This window comes from Mycobacterium lehmannii (genome assembly GCF_001499925.1).
In the GTDB taxonomy this organism is placed as follows: Bacteria; Actinomycetota; Actinomycetes; order Mycobacteriales; family Mycobacteriaceae; genus Mycobacterium; species Mycobacterium lehmannii.
The window spans coordinates 233,360-249,047 of record NZ_LQIR01000045.1 but is presented as its reverse complement, the minus strand read 5'-3'; the positions used below and the strand labels follow the sequence as shown (position 1 = coordinate 249,047).

The 15,688-nt window shown below is 67.7% G+C and carries 16 protein-coding genes; 7 read left to right on the top strand and 9 right to left on the bottom strand.

Annotated features, from left to right (window positions below):
• The first annotated feature begins 168 nt into the window (after positions 1-168).
• The 3 genes from AU192_RS20615 (at position 169) to AU192_RS20605 (ending at position 2,571) form a co-directional block, all read left to right on the top strand.
• Entirely contained in the window at positions 169-969 is an 801-nt protein-coding gene (locus AU192_RS20615; RefSeq protein WP_064399357.1) for an MBL fold metallo-hydrolase, read from the top strand.
• 39 nt (positions 970-1,008) lie between these two features.
• A complete protein-coding gene (locus tag AU192_RS20610) occupies positions 1,009-1,296 on the top strand; it encodes a catalase-related domain-containing protein (protein WP_064399356.1) in 288 nt (95 codons plus the stop codon).
• Between the two features lie 135 nt (positions 1,297-1,431).
• Positions 1,432-2,571, top strand: coding sequence for an acyltransferase family protein (locus tag AU192_RS20605; RefSeq protein ID WP_064399355.1), 1,140 nt, complete (start codon positions 1,432-1,434; stop codon positions 2,569-2,571).
• Between the two features lie 127 nt (positions 2,572-2,698).
• Here the strand turns inward: AU192_RS20605 and AU192_RS20600 are convergent, their stop codons facing one another.
• Positions 2,699-3,532, bottom strand: a complete 834-nt coding sequence (locus AU192_RS20600) for a class I SAM-dependent methyltransferase (protein ID WP_165593328.1) — start codon at positions 3,530-3,532, stop codon at positions 2,699-2,701.
• A gap of 96 nt (positions 3,533-3,628) precedes the next feature.
• Between AU192_RS20600 and glpK the strand changes: the two genes are divergently transcribed.
• Positions 3,629-5,095: a glycerol kinase GlpK gene (gene glpK / locus AU192_RS20595; RefSeq protein ID WP_064399354.1), complete on the top strand. Its 1,467-nt coding sequence runs from the start codon at positions 3,629-3,631 to the stop codon at positions 5,093-5,095.
• On the opposite strand, the gene AU192_RS20590 is transcribed toward glpK, so the two are convergent.
• Positions 5,092-5,964, bottom strand: coding sequence for an oxidoreductase (locus AU192_RS20590; protein ID WP_064399353.1), 873 nt, complete (start codon positions 5,962-5,964; stop codon positions 5,092-5,094). The genes glpK and AU192_RS20590 overlap by 4 nt on opposite strands.
• A gap of 64 nt (positions 5,965-6,028) precedes the next feature.
• A complete protein-coding gene (locus AU192_RS20585; RefSeq protein ID WP_082695090.1) occupies positions 6,029-6,553 on the bottom strand; it encodes a PadR family transcriptional regulator in 525 nt (174 codons plus the stop codon).
• Positions 6,554-6,632: 79 nt separating this feature from the next.
• On the opposite strand from AU192_RS20585, the gene AU192_RS20580 reads away from it, so the two are divergent.
• Positions 6,633-7,967, top strand: coding sequence for a carotenoid oxygenase family protein (locus tag AU192_RS20580; RefSeq protein ID WP_064399351.1), 1,335 nt, complete (start codon positions 6,633-6,635; stop codon positions 7,965-7,967).
• Positions 7,968-7,983: 16 nt separating this feature from the next.
• On the opposite strand, the gene AU192_RS20575 is transcribed toward AU192_RS20580, so the two are convergent.
• On the bottom strand, positions 7,984-8,847 hold the full coding sequence (locus AU192_RS20575) for an RDD family protein (RefSeq protein ID WP_064399350.1): 864 nt from the start codon (positions 8,845-8,847) through the stop codon (positions 7,984-7,986).
• 28 nt (positions 8,848-8,875) lie between these two features.
• Here AU192_RS20575 and AU192_RS20570 point away from each other — a divergent pair, with 28 nt between their 5' ends.
• A complete protein-coding gene (locus tag AU192_RS20570; RefSeq protein ID WP_064399349.1) occupies positions 8,876-9,868 on the top strand; it encodes a stage II sporulation protein M in 993 nt (330 codons plus the stop codon).
• Here the strand turns inward: AU192_RS20570 and AU192_RS20565 are convergent.
• Genes AU192_RS20565 through AU192_RS20545 form a run of 5 tightly spaced genes read right to left on the bottom strand, consistent with a single transcriptional unit; the run spans position 9,865 to position 15,109 of the window.
• Positions 9,865-11,187: a DUF58 domain-containing protein gene (locus AU192_RS20565; RefSeq protein WP_064399348.1), complete on the bottom strand. Its 1,323-nt coding sequence runs from the start codon at positions 11,185-11,187 to the stop codon at positions 9,865-9,867. The two genes, AU192_RS20570 and AU192_RS20565, sit on opposite strands and share 4 nt — an antisense overlap.
• Positions 11,187-12,149 (bottom strand): AAA family ATPase, encoded by a 963-nt coding sequence (locus AU192_RS20560; protein ID WP_064399347.1) that lies wholly within the window; start codon positions 12,147-12,149, stop codon positions 11,187-11,189. The genes AU192_RS20565 and AU192_RS20560 overlap by 1 nt, the downstream gene beginning before the upstream one ends.
• Positions 12,146-13,294 (bottom strand): DUF4350 domain-containing protein, encoded by a 1,149-nt coding sequence (locus AU192_RS20555; RefSeq protein WP_064399346.1) that lies wholly within the window; start codon positions 13,292-13,294, stop codon positions 12,146-12,148. The genes AU192_RS20560 and AU192_RS20555 overlap by 4 nt, the downstream gene beginning before the upstream one ends.
• A complete protein-coding gene (locus AU192_RS20550; protein ID WP_064399345.1) occupies positions 13,291-13,944 on the bottom strand; it encodes a DUF4129 domain-containing protein in 654 nt (217 codons plus the stop codon). Before AU192_RS20550 ends, AU192_RS20555 begins: the two co-directional genes overlap by 4 nt.
• A 1-nt stretch (position 13,945) precedes the next feature.
• Positions 13,946-15,109, bottom strand: a complete 1,164-nt coding sequence (locus AU192_RS20545; RefSeq protein ID WP_207544965.1) for a hypothetical protein — start codon at positions 15,107-15,109, stop codon at positions 13,946-13,948.
• A gap of 82 nt (positions 15,110-15,191) precedes the next feature.
• Here AU192_RS20545 and AU192_RS20540 point away from each other — a divergent pair, with 82 nt between their 5' ends.
• Positions 15,192-15,656 carry a GatB/YqeY domain-containing protein gene (locus AU192_RS20540; protein ID WP_064399344.1) on the top strand — a complete coding sequence of 155 codons (465 nt, stop codon included), beginning with the start codon at positions 15,192-15,194 and terminating at the stop codon, positions 15,654-15,656.
• Positions 15,657-15,688 lie beyond the last annotated feature (32 nt).

Sequence of the window (15,688 nt, the reverse complement as noted above, 5' to 3'; positions counted from 1 at the left end):
ACGCACTACGTTGAGACCAGGACCGGCGCAGGCCACCCCAACCACCATTGACAAACACCACTTACGAAGGTGTCTGTACCTGGACATGCCGCGATTCGCGAGCATTGTGCGGTCACTCGCGGGAGATGCGGCGCGCATAAACGGCGCCGCGGTGGGTAGGTGAGGCAGATGGACGTCACCGTCACCTTCATCGGCACCGCCACCACGCTGATCGCCGGCGGCGGAATCACCCTGTTGACCGACCCGAACTTCCTGCACCAGGGGCAGCACGCCTACCTCGGGTACGGGCTGCTGTCCAAGCGGCTCAAAGGACCGGCGCTGGACATCGAACAGTTGCCGGCCCTCGACGCGGTGGTGCTGTCGCATATGCACGGCGACCACTGGGACCGCGTGACGCAGAGCCGTCTCGACCACGATCTCCCGATCGTGACCACTCCGCACGCCGCCAAACGGCTGACCCATCGCGGGTTCGGCCGGTCGCTGGCGCTCGACACCTGGCAGCAGCACACGATCACCAAGGGGACGGTGAGCGTCACCGTCACCTCGCTGCCGGGTCGGCACGCGCCCACTCCGGTCGACCGGTTCCTGCCGCCGGTGATGGGCAGCATGATCGAGTTCTCCGACGGCACTGCCCGCCGCAGGCTCTACGTCTCCGGCGACACCCTACTCGTCGACGAACTACGGGAAATACCAGTTCGATTCGAATCGATCGACGTCGGCGTGCTGCACCTGGGCGGTACCCGGCTGCCGTTCGGCAGGCACCTGCCGTTCGGGCTGACCGTGACGATGGACGGACAACAGGGCGCCGACGTGGTCGAACTGCTGAACCTTCCCAAGATGATCCCGGTGCATTTCGACGACTACGGGGTGTTCGCGTCCCCGCTGTCCGACTTCGTCGACGAGATGAAGCGCCGCGGCCTGCCCGACCGGATCATCGAGTTGGAGCGCGGTTCCTCGGTCACGGTTTGATGCCGGCGCCGGTGGGTAGGCGGCGAGGTTAGCGACGACGTGGGCCTGGAGATCTCGGGGCGCCTGACGCGCAAACGCATTTCGCGCACCAACGACTACGAGCAGGCCGGCCAGCGCTACCAGTTGATGGAGCAGTGGGAGAAAGACGACCGGGTCGCCAATTTCGTCACCAACATCTCCGAGGCCACCCGTGAAGTGCAGGAGCGGATGGTGTGGCACTTCTTCATGTGCGACGACGAACTCGGCCTCCGGGTCGGCGAAGGCCTCGGGATCTCGGTCGACGATGTGCGCGACCTGGAACCGCTGAAATCCCAGACTCTTTCATAGGACGAGGAAAGCGCCGACAGAACCTCGGCAAGAACGGCCCGCGTGATGTCGAGGGGTTGAAGATGACGCACTGCGTGCCGAACGAACGCGTGGTGATGGCCGCCTGAGGCCGCGCCTGACCGGCATACTGGCCGGGTGAGCTCGGCCCCGAGCGACGTCGACCAAGGAGGCCTGGAACAGGTCTCGCGGGTCGACCGCGTCGCATCGCTCACCGGTATTCGAGCCGTCGCCGCATTGCTGGTCATGGCCACCCATGCCGCGTACGGCACCAGCGCCTACAACCGCGGATACGTCGGGCTGATGTTCGCACGTATGGAGATCGGCGTCGCGATCTTCTTCGTACTGTCGGGGTTTCTATTGTTCAACGGATGGGTGCGCGCGACGGCGACGGGTGCCGCGCCGCCACCGATACGCCGGTACGCCCGAAATCGGGTGCGGCGCATCATGCCGGCCTATGCGGTGACGGTGTTGCTGGCGTTCGCGCTGTACGAGTTCCGGCCCATCGAGCCCAATCCCGGCCACAGCTGGCACGGCCTGTTCCGCAACCTCACGCTCACCCAGATCTACAGCCGCGAGTACATCACGGCATACATGCATCAGGGGTTGACCCAGATGTGGAGTCTCGCGGTCGAAGTGGCGTTCTACGCGGCGCTGCCGGTGCTGGCCTACCTACTGCTGATCATCCTGTGCCGGCGTAAGTGGCGCCCCGGTGTACTGCTGGCCGCGCTGGCGGCGCTGGGTGCGCTGAGCCCGCTGTGGCTCTTGGTCATCCACACAACGGACTGGCTGCCCAACGGCGCGGGGTTGTGGCTTCCGCACTACCTCGTGTGGTTCGTGGGCGGTATGGCCCTCAGCGTGCTGGCGCGCACCGGTTTTCGGTGTTATGCAGTGGTCGCACTGCCGCTGGCGATGGCGGCGTACCTGGTGGTGTCGACGCCGATCGCCGGGCGCATCGACGCTCCTGCGCTCGATCTCGGAGAGGACATCGCCAAGGTGATGTTCTACGCGGCGATCGCGACGCTGGTTGTCGCGCCGCTGGCCCTCGGTGACACGGGCTGGTACGCAGGGCTACTCAGCAGCAGGCCGATGGTGTGGCTCGGTGAGATCTCCTACGAGATCTTCCTGCTGCACGTGATCGTGATGGAGATCGCGATGGTGTCGGTGCTGCAGTGGCGGGTGTACACCGGTTCGGTGGTGGTGTTGTTCGTCGTGACACTGATACTGACGATTCCGGTTGCGTGGCTTCTACATCGGTTCACCCGTCCGCGAACCTGACCTGCACCGATTGACGTTTGACAAGTGAAAAGACGGGTATCACCCTCGGCGTGAGGATGATTGGGTCTCTGCTGGCGCGCCATCCGGGTCTGTACGACGTGCTCGATGCCTTCATCGAGCTCGGCTATCAGCGTTGGCCGTTCGGTCGCAACGGATCCGGGGCGCCGCGTTGAGCCACGACGACCTGAGGGCTCAACAATCCGCCGCGTAGCTCGACCGCGATCGCGGGGTCGGCATACGCGGCCAGCGCCCGCAGCGCCGACGGACTGTAAGAGCGCAGCGAGCTGATCACGCCGTCGTGTACGAACGGCAGCAATGGAACGAACGGCAGCATGGTCGCCAGGCGCACCAGATGCAGCGGCGACGGCGGTCGCGGCAGATCGATGACGACCAGCTTGGCTGCCACCCGGGTGCCTTCCGAGATCGCCCGCGCCGCCGCGGCCGGCGGCAGGTGGTGAAACGACAGCGCGAACACCGCGAGGTCGAACGAGGCATCAGGGGCGTCGATCGCCGTGGCATCCATCTCACGGACGGTCGCGCGGGGATTCTGCCCGAGGTCGCCGGCGGCCATCGCCGTCACGTTCGCCGCGTCGACGTCGGTGACGGTCAACCGCGCCGAGGGGTGCCAGTCGAGCAGCGTGCGCGACAGCGCGCCGTGACCCGCGCCGAGTTCGAGGATCTTAGGGTCCGCGACGTCCTCGACCTCGGCGAGGGCGATCTCGGCGAACCGCTCGGTGCTGCCGAACCATCCTCCGGTCCACTCGAGCGCGCGGATCACGCTGCGCTTGCGGGCGGCGTCGACCGACGCGTCGGAGGCGCGGTCCAGATACTCGAGCCGATCGGTTTGCAACAGGCGGTCCAGGCATGACGCGTCGGGTCCGCCGCGCGGCATGCGGTCGATCTTGGATGCGCTCAGCGTTCCGGCTGCAATCCCGGCGGGCATTTCGGCCATGTAGTCCATGATGGACGACGGACCGCAGCAAGAGGGGAGTGCGAGTTGGCCGGAAACGCCGAGTTCATCGCCGCGATCGATCAGGGCACCACCAGTACTCGATGCATGATCTTCGACCACGGCGGCGCCGAGATCGGTCGCCATCAGCTCGAGCACGAACAGATCCTGCCGAAAGCCGGGTGGGTCGAGCACAATCCCGTCGAGATCTGGGAGCGCACCGCGGCCGTCCTCATGTCCGCGCTCAACAAGACGAACTTGTCGGCGACCGACCTCGCCGCGCTCGGCATCACGAACCAGCGCGAGACGGCGCTGGTGTGGAACAAGCGGACCGGCAGACCGTATTACAACGCGATCGTGTGGCAGGACACCCGGACCGACCGCATCGCCTCGGCACTGGACCGCGACGGTCGCGGCGACGTGATCCGCGGCAAGGCCGGCCTGCCGCCTGCGACCTACTTCTCGGCGGGCAAGGTCCAATGGATTCTGGAGAACGTCGACGGCGTACGGCGCGACGCCGAGAACGGCGACGCGCTGTTCGGGACTCCGGACTCGTGGGTGTTGTGGAACCTGACCGGAGGGACCCGCGGCGGGGTGCACGTCACCGACGTCACCAACGCCAGCCGCACCATGCTGATGAACCTGGAAACGCTCGACTGGGACGACGAGTTGTTGTCGTTCTTCGACATACCGCGGCAGATGCTGCCGGAGATCAAGCCGTCGTCCTGCCCGGAGTCCTACGGCATCACCCGCGACGACGGGCCCCTTGCCGGCCAGGTGCCGCTGACCGGAGCGCTCGGCGACCAGCAGGCGGCCATGGTCGGGCAGGTGTGCCTGAGTGCGGGCGAGGCCAAGAACACCTACGGCACAGGCAATTTCCTTCTTCTCAACACCGGCGAGAAGATCGTCCGGTCGGACAACGGGCTGTTGACCACGGTGTGCTACCAGTTCGGCGACGCGAAACCCGTTTACGCCCTTGAGGGTTCGATCGCGGTCACCGGTTCGGCCGTGCAGTGGCTGCGTGATCAGCTCGGCATCATCAGCGGCGCGGCGCAGAGCGAGTCTCTGGCCCGCCAGGTCGACGACAACGGGGGCGTCTACTTCGTGCCTGCGTTCTCCGGACTCTTTGCGCCGTACTGGCGTTCGGATGCCCGCGGCGCGATCGTCGGGCTGTCGCGGTACAACACGAACGCGCACCTGGCCCGCGCGACACTGGAGGCGATCTGCTACCAGAGCCGTGACGTCGTCGATGCGATGGAAGCCGATTCCGGTGTGCACATGGAGCTTCTCAAGGTCGACGGCGGCATCACCGCCAACGATCTGTGCATGCAGATCCAGGCCGACGTGCTCGGTGTCGACGTGGTCAAGCCCGTCGTCGCCGAGACCACTGCGCTGGGCGCGGCCTATGCCGCCGGCTTGGCGGTCGGGTTCTGGGAGAACGCAGACGACCTGCGGGCCAACTGGCAGGAAGGCAAGCGCTGGACGCCGTCGTGGAGCGACGAGCAGCGCGAATCCGGTTATGCCGGTTGGCAGAAAGCGGTGCAGCGCACGCTGGACTGGGTCGACGTCGATTAGCCGGCGGCGTCGAGGTCGCGTTTGGTTTCGTCGTCGAGTTCGATGCCGGCGACGGCCGTGTTCTCCTCGAGATGGGCCACCGACGACGTGCCGGGGATCAGCAGCACGTTCGGTGCGACGTTCAGCGTCCACGCGAGCACGATCTGGGCCGGTGTGTGCCCGAGCTTTTCGGCCTCCAGCTTGACCGCCGGATGCCCCAGCACCGGGTTGTCGGCGACGAAGCCCGAGCCCAGCGGGAAGAACGGCACGAACGCGATACCGCGCTCGATACACGCGTCGAGCACCGGCTGCGAGCTGCGGTCGATGAGGTTGTAGGCGTTCTGCACACAGACGATCTCGGTGCGGTCCAGCGCGATCCGCAGATGGTCGACGCCGACGCCGCTCAACCCGATGCCGCCGATCAGACCTTCGTCGCGCGCCTTGATCATCGCGGTCAGCTGCCGGTCGAACAGCTCCCGGTCGACCGCCGCCGCCGCAGTGGGGTCGTCGGAATGGATGCGCAGGTTGACCGCCGCCAGCCGGTCGGTCTCGAGCGTGCGGAGGTTCTTTTCGATGTCGGCCCGCAGTTCGTCGGGCTGCTGTGCGGGCAGCCACGCGCCGACGTCGTCGCGGCGAGCACCCACCTTGCTGACCAGAGCGAGATCGGCGGGGTAAGGATGCAGCGCCTCGCGAATCAGTTCATTGGCGACGTCGGGTCCGTAGAACTGCGAGGTGTCGATGTGGTTGATACCGAGCTCGACCACCCGACGCAGCACGGCCAGCGCCTGCTCGCGATCGCGCGGAGGTCCGAAGACACCCGGACCCGGCAGTTGCATCGCGCCGAAGCCGACGCGTCCGACATGGATTGTGCCCAGCGGCAAGGTTTGCATACTCAATCCGTACACCCTGCCCGCCGGGCGTATTCCGACGAGGCGGCTCTTCGGGTCAGTCGATCTAGCCGATGTGGGCGTCGATCTGCCCGATCACCGAACGGGCCCACTCCGCGTGCATCGTGTGCATACGCAGTCCGTAGTCCAGGGCCGCCAGCCCGAAGTCCGGCCTCTCGTCGTCGCCCCAGTCGATCGAGTCGCGCAGCGCTTCGAGGCGCTTGACCTCGGCGTCGGCACGTTCGGCCATCTCCGTCAGTTGCGCGCGCGCCTGCTCGCGGGGGATCTCGCCGAGCAGGAAAACCCGCAGAAGGCTCGTACTGCGAAAAGGCGGATCGTCCTGGGGGTTGCTGATCCACCGCCGCAGTTCGGCTCGCCCCGCGTCGGTGATCTGGTACTCCTTGCGTCCCCGCGGGCCGATCGCGGCGACCTCGATCAGCCCGGCATCGGCGAGCTTGTTCAGCTCGCCGTAGAGCTGGCTCTGGGTGGCGGGCCAGACATTGGCCAGCGATTCCTCGAAGAGCTTCAGCAGGTCGTATCCGCTGCCCGGCTTCTCGGCGAGCAGGCCCAGCGCGGCGATTCGCAAACTCACCGCGTAATCGTACATCCACTATTGACAGGTCACTATTGACATGTCAGTGTGGCCCTATCGCTGCACACAAGGAGATCCCATGACCGAGACGACGGAATCCACGCTCTTCGGCGCGGACGAGTTCTTCAGGCGCGGCAACTATGCGCCCGTCGCAGACGAACTGACCGAGTACGACCTGCCCGTAAAGGGCGCCATCCCGGCCGAACTCGACGGTTGGTATCTGCGCAACGGCCCGAACCCGCGCCAGGCCGCCGCGCACTGGTTCACCGGCGACGGCATGATCCACGGCGTCCGTATCGAGGACGGCCGCGCCAAGTGGTATCGCAACCGCTGGGTGCGCACCGACAGCTTCATCGAGGACTTCGGACTTTACAACGCCGATGGCACCCGCAACCTGCGCTCGAGTGTGGCCAACACCCACGTCGTCAACCACGCGGGCAAAACGCTGGCACTCGTGGAATCGTCGCTGCCCTACGAGATCACCAACGATTTGGAGACGGTCGGCGCGTATGACTTCGGCGGCAAGCTGCAGGACTCCATGACCGCTCACCCCAAGATCTGCCCGCGGACCGGCGAACTGCACTTCTTCGGATACGGCAACATCTTTGCGCCGCATGTCACCTACCACCGCGCCGATGCCAACGGCGAATTGACGGTCAACCGGCCGCTCGAGGTGCCCGCCCTGACGATGATGCACGACTTCGCCCTGACCGCTTCCCACGTGGTGTTCATGGATCTGCCGATCGTGTTCGACTTCGACATCGCGATGAAGGGCAACGACGAGATGCCCTACCGCTGGAACGACGACTACGGCGCCCGCCTCGGTGTGCTGCGCCGCGATGACCCCTTCGGCGAGGTGCGGTGGTTCGACATCGAACCCTGCTACGTCTTCCACGTCGCCAACGCCTACGACGACGGGAGTTCGATTGTGCTGCAGGCGGTCCGATATCCCGAGTTGTGGCGCGGCACAGATGGTTTCGAGGCCGACGCTGTGCTGTGGACGTGGACGATCGACCTGTCGGCCGGCACCGTCACCGAGCGCCAACTCGACGACCGCCCGGTCGAGTTCCCGCGCATCGACGACCGGCTGGCGACACTGCCCGCGCGCTACACCGTGGTGGTCGGCGACGGTCGTCTGCTGCGCTACGACCTGACCACGGGCCACGCGGTCGAGCATGCATTCGGGACCCCCGGTGCACCCGGCGGCCCAGGTGAGGCGGTGTTCGTTCCGTCGTCATCGGGTGCCGCCGACGAGAGCAGCGGCTGGTACCTCGGCTACGTATACGATCCTGCGCGCGACGGCAGCGATCTCGTCATCATCGATGCCGCCGACTTCGCCGGTCCGCCGGTAGCGAGAATCGCGCTACCGCAACGGGTTCCCTACGGCTTCCACGGCAACTGGATCACCGGTTGATATCGGGTGGACTCCCTCAGCCCGGTGGTGCGAAGCCGCCGGGATCGGGTGGCGCCGAATACCGCTGCGGTGGTGATGAATACCCACCGGGCGACGGTGGAGGCCCGGGCCATGGCGGCGGTGCAGGCGTCACCTGCAGGCGGGCCAGTTCGCGGCGGTGGCGCTCGGCCAGCACCGCGGCGAGCACCAGGTGCGGCGGTGTCCCCGGAGGCGGGGGCGGGGAGATCTGCGCGACGACGTCGGTGGTGATGCGGTACGCCATCTGATCGCGCACCGTTGGATGCAATTGCGCTGCGCGACCGAGGAACTGGCGCGCCAGCTCGGCCTGTTCCGGCTGCAGCCCGGAGAGCTGCAACGACGATGCCCACCACGCCAACTGCGGCGGCATCGGCGGGGGAGGCGACATCCGCGGTGTGCGCTCACTGATCACGATGGTGCCCGCGAAGATGTCACCGAGCCGCTTCCCTTTGGCCGACACCAGGCTGCTGATCACCGCCGGACCACCGGCCAGCATCCAGATCTCGATCACGCCGGACAGCGCGCGGAAGAACGCCTGCCGGAACCGTTCTGGGCCGCCGTCTTCGGACACCACCCGAAGGCCCATCGCCATCTTGCCCAGCGAACGCCCCCGGGTCGCGGTCTCGAAAATGAGCGGATATCCGAGCAGGGCGAGCACGGTGAAAATGATCAGCACGGCCGCCGACAGCGCAGGGTCCAACTGGGTCAGCGTCAGGCTGAAGAGCAGGATGCCGATCAGGTAGAGCAGGAACACCACGGTGATGTCGATCAGCGCGGCGACTGCACGCACGGGGAGCTGGGCGATCTGGACGTCGAGGACCACCGCGTCGCCGGTCACGACGGGTTCCTGCTGCCAGACCATAAGCGCCAACGCTACTAGGATTCACCGCGTGGATGTCGACGCGTTCGTGCTCGCGCACCGTCCGACGTGGGACCGGCTCGAGCACCTGATCAAGCGGCGTCGAGAGCTCACCGGTCCCGAGGTCGACGAGCTGGTCGACCTCTACCAGCGCGTGTCGACGCACCTGTCGATCGTGCGCACCGCGAACGCGGACCCGGTGATCGTCGGCCGGCTCTCGGGGCTGGTCGCGCAGGCGCGAGCCGCGGTGACGGGCGCGCACGCCCCGCTGTGGCGTGAGTTCGTGCGGTTCTGGACCGTGTCGTTCCCCGTCGTCGCCTATCGGTCGCGGTGGTGGTGGCTGAGCACGGCCTTCGCGTTCTTCGCGGTGGCCGTCGTGATCGCGGTGTGGGTTTCGGGCAGCCCGGAGGTGCGGGCCATGATCGGAACGGCCGACGAGATCGACCAGATGGTCAACAACGACTTCGCGGCGTACTACAGCGAGCACCCGGCGGGCTCGTTCGCGCTGCAGGTTTGGGTGAACAACGCGTGGATTGCGTTGCAATGCCTCGGCTTTGCGATTCTTCTCGGCATTCCGATTCCCTACGTGGTGTTCCAGAACGCCGCCAACCTCGGTGTGGCGGCGGGACTGATGTTCGGTGCGGGCAAAGGCGACATCTTCCTCGGTCTGATCACACCGCACGGGCTGCTCGAACTGACCGCGGTGTTTCTGGCTGCCGGGGCGGGTATGCGGCTGGGCTGGAACGTGATCTCACCGGGTGACCGGCCGCGCGGACAGGTGCTCGCCGAGCAGGGGCGTGCGATCGGCGCGGTGGCGGGCGGGCTGGTGGCGGTCCTGCTGGTCTCGGGCCTCATCGAGGCGCTCGTGACGCCGTCGCCGTTGCCGACCGCCGCGCGCATCGCCATCGGTGTGGCCGCCGAGATCGCGTTCCTGGCCTACATCTTCTACTTCGGGCGCAAGGCCGAGCGGGCCGGGGAGACCGGAGACGTCGAGGACGCACCCGACGTCGTCCCAGTGGGTTAGAGGCGGCCGGTGGCCTTGAGAGCCAGGTAGTGGTCGGCCAAGGCGGGCGCCAGCTCCTCGGGTGCGGCGTCGACCACATCGACGCCCCGGCGCCGCAGCCGAGACGCGATGGCACGCCGCTCGTTGCGCGCCCGTTCGGCCGCTGCGGCGTCGTAGACCTGCGGGGCGTCGGCGCGGCCTGCGGCAAGCGCCTCGACCCGGGGATCGGCCACTGCGGCGACGAGCACCGCATGCTTGGCCGTCAGCTGCGGAAGCACATTCATCAGGCCCTCGTCGAGCGCTGACGCGTTGAGGTCGGTGAGCAGCACCACCAGCGCGTGCCTGCGGACGCGGCGCAGCACCGCGGCGACCATCGCCCCCGCATCGGATTCGATCAGCGCCGGCTCGATCGGGGCCATCGCCGCGACCAGCTGAGCGAGCAGCTCGGTACGCGAGGCGTTGAACACCGCGGCCCTGGTGACCCGGTCGTGGGCCAGGAAGTCGACGTGGTCGCCTGCCCGCGAGGCCAGCGCGGCCAGCAGCAGCGCGGCGTCCATCGACCAGTCCAGCCGCGGCCACCCCGACGGATCGTTCGAGGTGGGATCGATGCCGACGCGGCCCGCCGACGTGCGCGAGGTGTCGAGCACGATCACCACGCGCTGGTCCCGTTCCGGGCGCCACGTTCTTACCACCACGTCGGCGCGGCGGGCGGACGCGCGCCAGTCGATCGACCTGACGTCGTCGCCGATCACGTATTCGCGCAGCGAGTCGAACTCGGTGCCCTGCCCGCGAATCAGGACAGGTGTATTGCCTTCCAGCTCACGAAGTTTGGCCAGCCGTGAGGGAAGGTGCTTGCGGGACAGGAACGGCGGCAGAATCCGGATCCGCCACGGCACCCGGTGCGAGCTCTGCCGTCCGGCCAGCCCTAGCGGCCCGGTGGCGCGGACGGTGACCAAGGACGACTCCTGGTCGCCTCGGCGCACCGGCCGCAGCGTCGTGTGGAATCGAAGTTGTTGACCCGCAGCCAGGTTCACCGGATGGAAACGGGGATGGGCCCGCGCGCTCGGCGGCCACGCGTCGCGCACGACGCCCTTGATGCGCCGGCTGCCGGAGTTATCGGTGTGCAGAACGGCCGTGACGTCTTGGCCAAGCCGGGCGGTGGTGTCACCGGACCGGGTGAACCGCACGCGGCGGGTGTTGCCCGCCAGGGCGGCGTCGAGCGCGATCAGTACGACGAGCGCACCGAGCAGGACGGCGAACGTGGACGCGGGCCGGGGAGAGACCGCGATCGGCAGGACGCACACCAGTGCGACCAGCGCGGAGCGCCCGGTGAGGATCACTAGCGCGGCACCGGCACTGCCGCGAGCGTCCCGTCGAGCACGCCGTCGGGTGTGACGCCCTCCAACTCCGCTTCCGGCCGGAGTTGGATGCGGTGCCGCAGGGTGGAACGGGCCATCGCCTTCACGTCGTCGGGAGTCACGTAGTTGCGTCCCGACAGCCACGCCCACGACCTTGCCGTCGCCAACAGGGCGGTCGCCCCGCGCGGTGAGACTCCCAACTGCAGCGACGGTGAATGCCTTGTCGCGGCGCAGATGTCGACGATGTAGCCGAGCACCTCGTCGGCGACCAGCACTTCGCGCACGGCGGCCCGCCCAGCCGCCAGCTCCGCCGCTCCCGCGACGGGCCGCACATGGGACAGGTCCCGTGGGTCGAAGCCGTGCGCGTGTCGATTCAGGATCGCAACCTCCTGTTCGCGTGTCGGCAGCGGCACGTTGAGCTTGAGCAGGAAGCGGTCCAGCTGTGCCTCGGGCAGTTGGTAGGTGCCCTCGTACTCGATCGGGTTCTGGGTGGCGGCAACGATGAACGGATCCGGCAGGCGACGGGCTTCCCCCTCCACGCTGACCTGGCGTTCCTCCATGGCCTCCAGCAGCGCGGCCTGCGTCTTGGGTGGCGTCCGGTTGATCTCGTCGGCCAGCAGCAGGTTGGTGAACACGGGACCGGACCGGAACTCGAACTCCGCGGTGCGCGCGTCGTAGACCAGTGAGCCGGTGACATCACCGGGCATCAGATCGGGCGTGAACTGCAGGCGCTTGAAGTCCAGCTGCAGTGCCGAGGCCAGCGTGCGCACCAGCAGCGTCTTGGCGACGCCGGGTACCCCCTCCAGGAGAACGTGGCCGCGGCACAGCAGCGCGATCACCAGTCCGCTGACCACGGCGTCCTGTCCGACGACCGCCTTGGCTATCTCGGCGCGCAGCGCCAGCAATGCGGTTCGCGCGGAATCGTTTCCGCCTGACTGAGTCACGAGCGTGCGACCTGCCTTTCGATGTTGTCGAGTTCGCGTGCGAGGTTGACCAGTTCGACGTCGTCGCCGGGCGGGGGACCGAACAAGGTGTGTGCGACCGCCTGGGGATGGACACCGCTGTGTGCGGCCACCGCCTGGACCACCGCGGCCGGATCGGGGTTGACGCCAAGGCCGAGGCGGGGCTGCATGCGCTGCAGCGCGGCGGTGCGCAACGCGTCTGCCGCACTGTCGCGGGCACGACGCGAGCGGTAGAGCCGGCCCCGCCCCTCCACGGTTTCGGAGGCTCGCACGACCACGGGCAGGCGTTCGGCGACCAGTGGACCGATGCGGCGGCCCTTCCAGAGCGCCAGCAGCGCCACCACTGCGACCAGTTGCCACAGGATCCAGCCCACGTGTTCGGGAGCGAGGTCGAACAAGCTTGCCGCGCCGTCGGATTCGCCCTCGGTGAACTGCGGCGCATACCAGATCATCCGCGGATTCGTGCCTGCGAGGTTCATCGCGAGCGCCGCATTGCCCGCCTTGGGCAGGCCGCGGTTCGTCATGAACCCGGAATCGCCGACCAGCGTGATGTCCCGGCCGTCGGCGATGTAGCGGACCAGCGCGCCTTCGTAACAGCGGGTCAGGTCGATGCCGTCGCCGTCGGCCTCGTAGGCGTCGCTCACGCTGAACTGCACGGCCCCGGCGCGGGTGGCCTCACGAAGGTCGCAGTCCGGGCGCTCCCCGCCGCCGAATGTGGTGGCTCCGCTCAGCTTCACCTCGGGCGCCAGTGCTTCGCGAGTACGCGAATTGGGTTGCACCAGCAGGCGATCACCCGGGAGCGCCGCAAGACGCTGGAGCACTCCCTCGTCGACGAGGTGATAGGTCTGCACCACGACCAGCAGGGTGTCGGGCCGCGCGGCCGCCTCCACCGCGGCCACGTCGGGCGCTTCGACGACGTCGACCCCGTTTTCGGCCAGCAACGTCATCAAGGCCCGCGCCCCGTCCGGCCCGGTGGAGTTCGGGTCCATCCATCCCCCGGGACGAGGTGCGGTCAGGTAGGCGCTGAGTACGGCGAATGCGACGATGACGGCCAACCCCAGCACGACCCAGCGCGCTCCGCGCCATCGTGTGCGCAGCGTCGGCTCCACGGCGGTGTCGGTCGTCATCGGATCTCGGCCCACCCGTCAGACGCGCCGGGGGTGACAGGGGTCGAGGCAGCCACCGGAGCCCGCGACCTCACGTGGTCGTCGAGGTCGGCGACCAGCCGGTAGGCCTTCTCGGTGCCCGGAATCTCGCCGTACGTGACGTCATTGAATGCCGTTGCCGCGGCAGCGAGTTCATTACTCAGATGCGGGAGCTGGCGGCCCGCGTCACGAGCAAGCTCGGTGGCGGTGCGGCCGGGGACCGGGTCGAGCACACCGGTCTCCTCCAACTGTCGGGCGACGGCCCGCAGCCGGTGCCGGATCGCCGCGGCCCAGTCCGCTGCCGTTGCGCACTGTTCGGCGGTCGCCCGATGCTGTGCTGCCGTCATATCGTGGTCGCCGAACAACGCCTCGGTGTGGCCGCGGCCCGTTCGCATGGCCCGGTGCCCGATCCGGATCGCCAGAACCACCCCGACGGCCACCAGGATCAGCAGGACGGTGATCGTCACCCAGCCGCCCGGTATCGATGAGCCCTCCGCAGCCAGCCGGTAGATCAGGTCGTCGACCCATTCACTGATCCGGTCGGTCAGGGAAGGCTTGGGATATATCGGTTTTGCGAGCTCGCGCTGCGCCGCCTCGTGCGCGGCATCGCTGTCGATGTCTATGGTCGGCACGTCAGTTCTGGCGGGTCAGCCACAGATGGTCGGTGGAGTCGGACGGGGCGGTGGGACCGTAGCCGGCGCCGGTCTGCAACACCAGGTCGAAGGCCTCTCTGCGGATGCGGCCGTCGGTGTACTGCAGCGCCACCACACCGGCGCTGAAGGGTGCGGTGATGATCTGGCCGATCGCGCCTCCGACCGACACCAGGACCAAGGCGAACAGCGCGGCCGTCGTGGTCGTGGCCGCCATCAGGATTATCTGCCCGCCGAGACTGAACGGGAACGCGACGGCGCCGGCGACGAGTTGCGCGACGATCACGGCGAGCAGGCGAATACCCAGCACCCGCCAGAAGTCCCGTTTGATCAAGGCGAACGACCGCTTGACCGCGTCGACGATGCCGAGTCGCTCGAGAACGATGATGACCGGAGTGAACGTAAGCATCGTCCCCAGGTACACCAACGCCGCGATCAAGGCCAGGACCAAGGGGATTCCGATGAGCACCGCGGCCGCGCCACCCGCCGCGGCCCCGATCCCGAAGATGATGCCGACCACGGCAGTGATCAACAGCATCGCGCCGAGGACCTCCAGAACGGAGAAGCCGATCAGCGCCCACAGCCGGCCTCGAAGCCGTTGCCACGCTTGCCCGATGGTGATCCCGGAGCCGAAGACGGCCCTGCCCACGACGACGGTGAGCAGACCGCTCAGCAGAATCGCGGCCAACCCGGTCGCGACCGATCCGGCGAGGCTCGACAGCATGGTGCTCACCAGTACGCCCGCCGACACCTCCTCCTCACCGCTGAGGGTGGGGATCAGTTGCCCGCCGACAGCGAGCGGGCCGACGGACAGGATCAGCGCGATCAGCTGGGTGGCGACCACCACGATGGTCGTCAACCCGAGCGTCGCTTTGGGATTCGCCCGGATATAAGCGACCGCACCGTTGAAGATGTCCGACAGGGTCAGTGGGCGAAGGGGGATGACACCCGGCTTGAGTGCGGGCGGCCCGTAACCCGGATGGCCATAGCCGGGGCCGTACCCCGGCGGCGGTCCGTACCCCGGCGGGCCGTAGCCCGGCGGGCCGTAGCCCGGCGGCGGCGCATAACCGGGCGGCGGATACCCCGGTGGTGGATAGCCCGGCGGCGGTGGGCCTGCAAAACCGGACCCGCCGGCGTCGGTGCTCATGGCCACCATCCTGTCGAGGACGGTGCGAATTGACAACGTCGTCGGGCGGTCGTGGCGGTCGAGCGCGGCGTAGTTTTGGCTCATGGGCGAACTCAAAGAACGGTTGCGAAGCGATCTGACGGCGGCGATGAAATCGCAGGACAAGCTGCGCACCGCGACGCTACGGATGCTGCTCGCAGCCATCACCACAGAAGAGGTCGCGGGCAAGGAGTCGCGCGAGCTGACCGACGCCGAGGTGCTCAAGGTGCTAGCCAGAGAGTCCAAGAAACGTGGCGAGTCCGCCCAGATCTACACACAGAACGGGCGCGGTGAACTCGCCGCCAACGAGCATGCCGAAGCGCAGGTCATCGACGAGTACCTGCCGACTCCGTTGACCGAAGCCGAACTGGCCGACGTCGCCGACACCGCGATCGCGCAGGTCGCCGAGGAGATCGGTGAGCGGCCCGGCACCAAGCAGATGGGGCTGGTGATGAAGGCCGCGACCGCCATCGCGGCCGGTAAGGCCGACGGTGCACGGCTCTCGGCGGCGGTGAAGGCCAGGCTGTAGCGAGCCGGGCACTCGTTTTCGCGGGGTGGGGC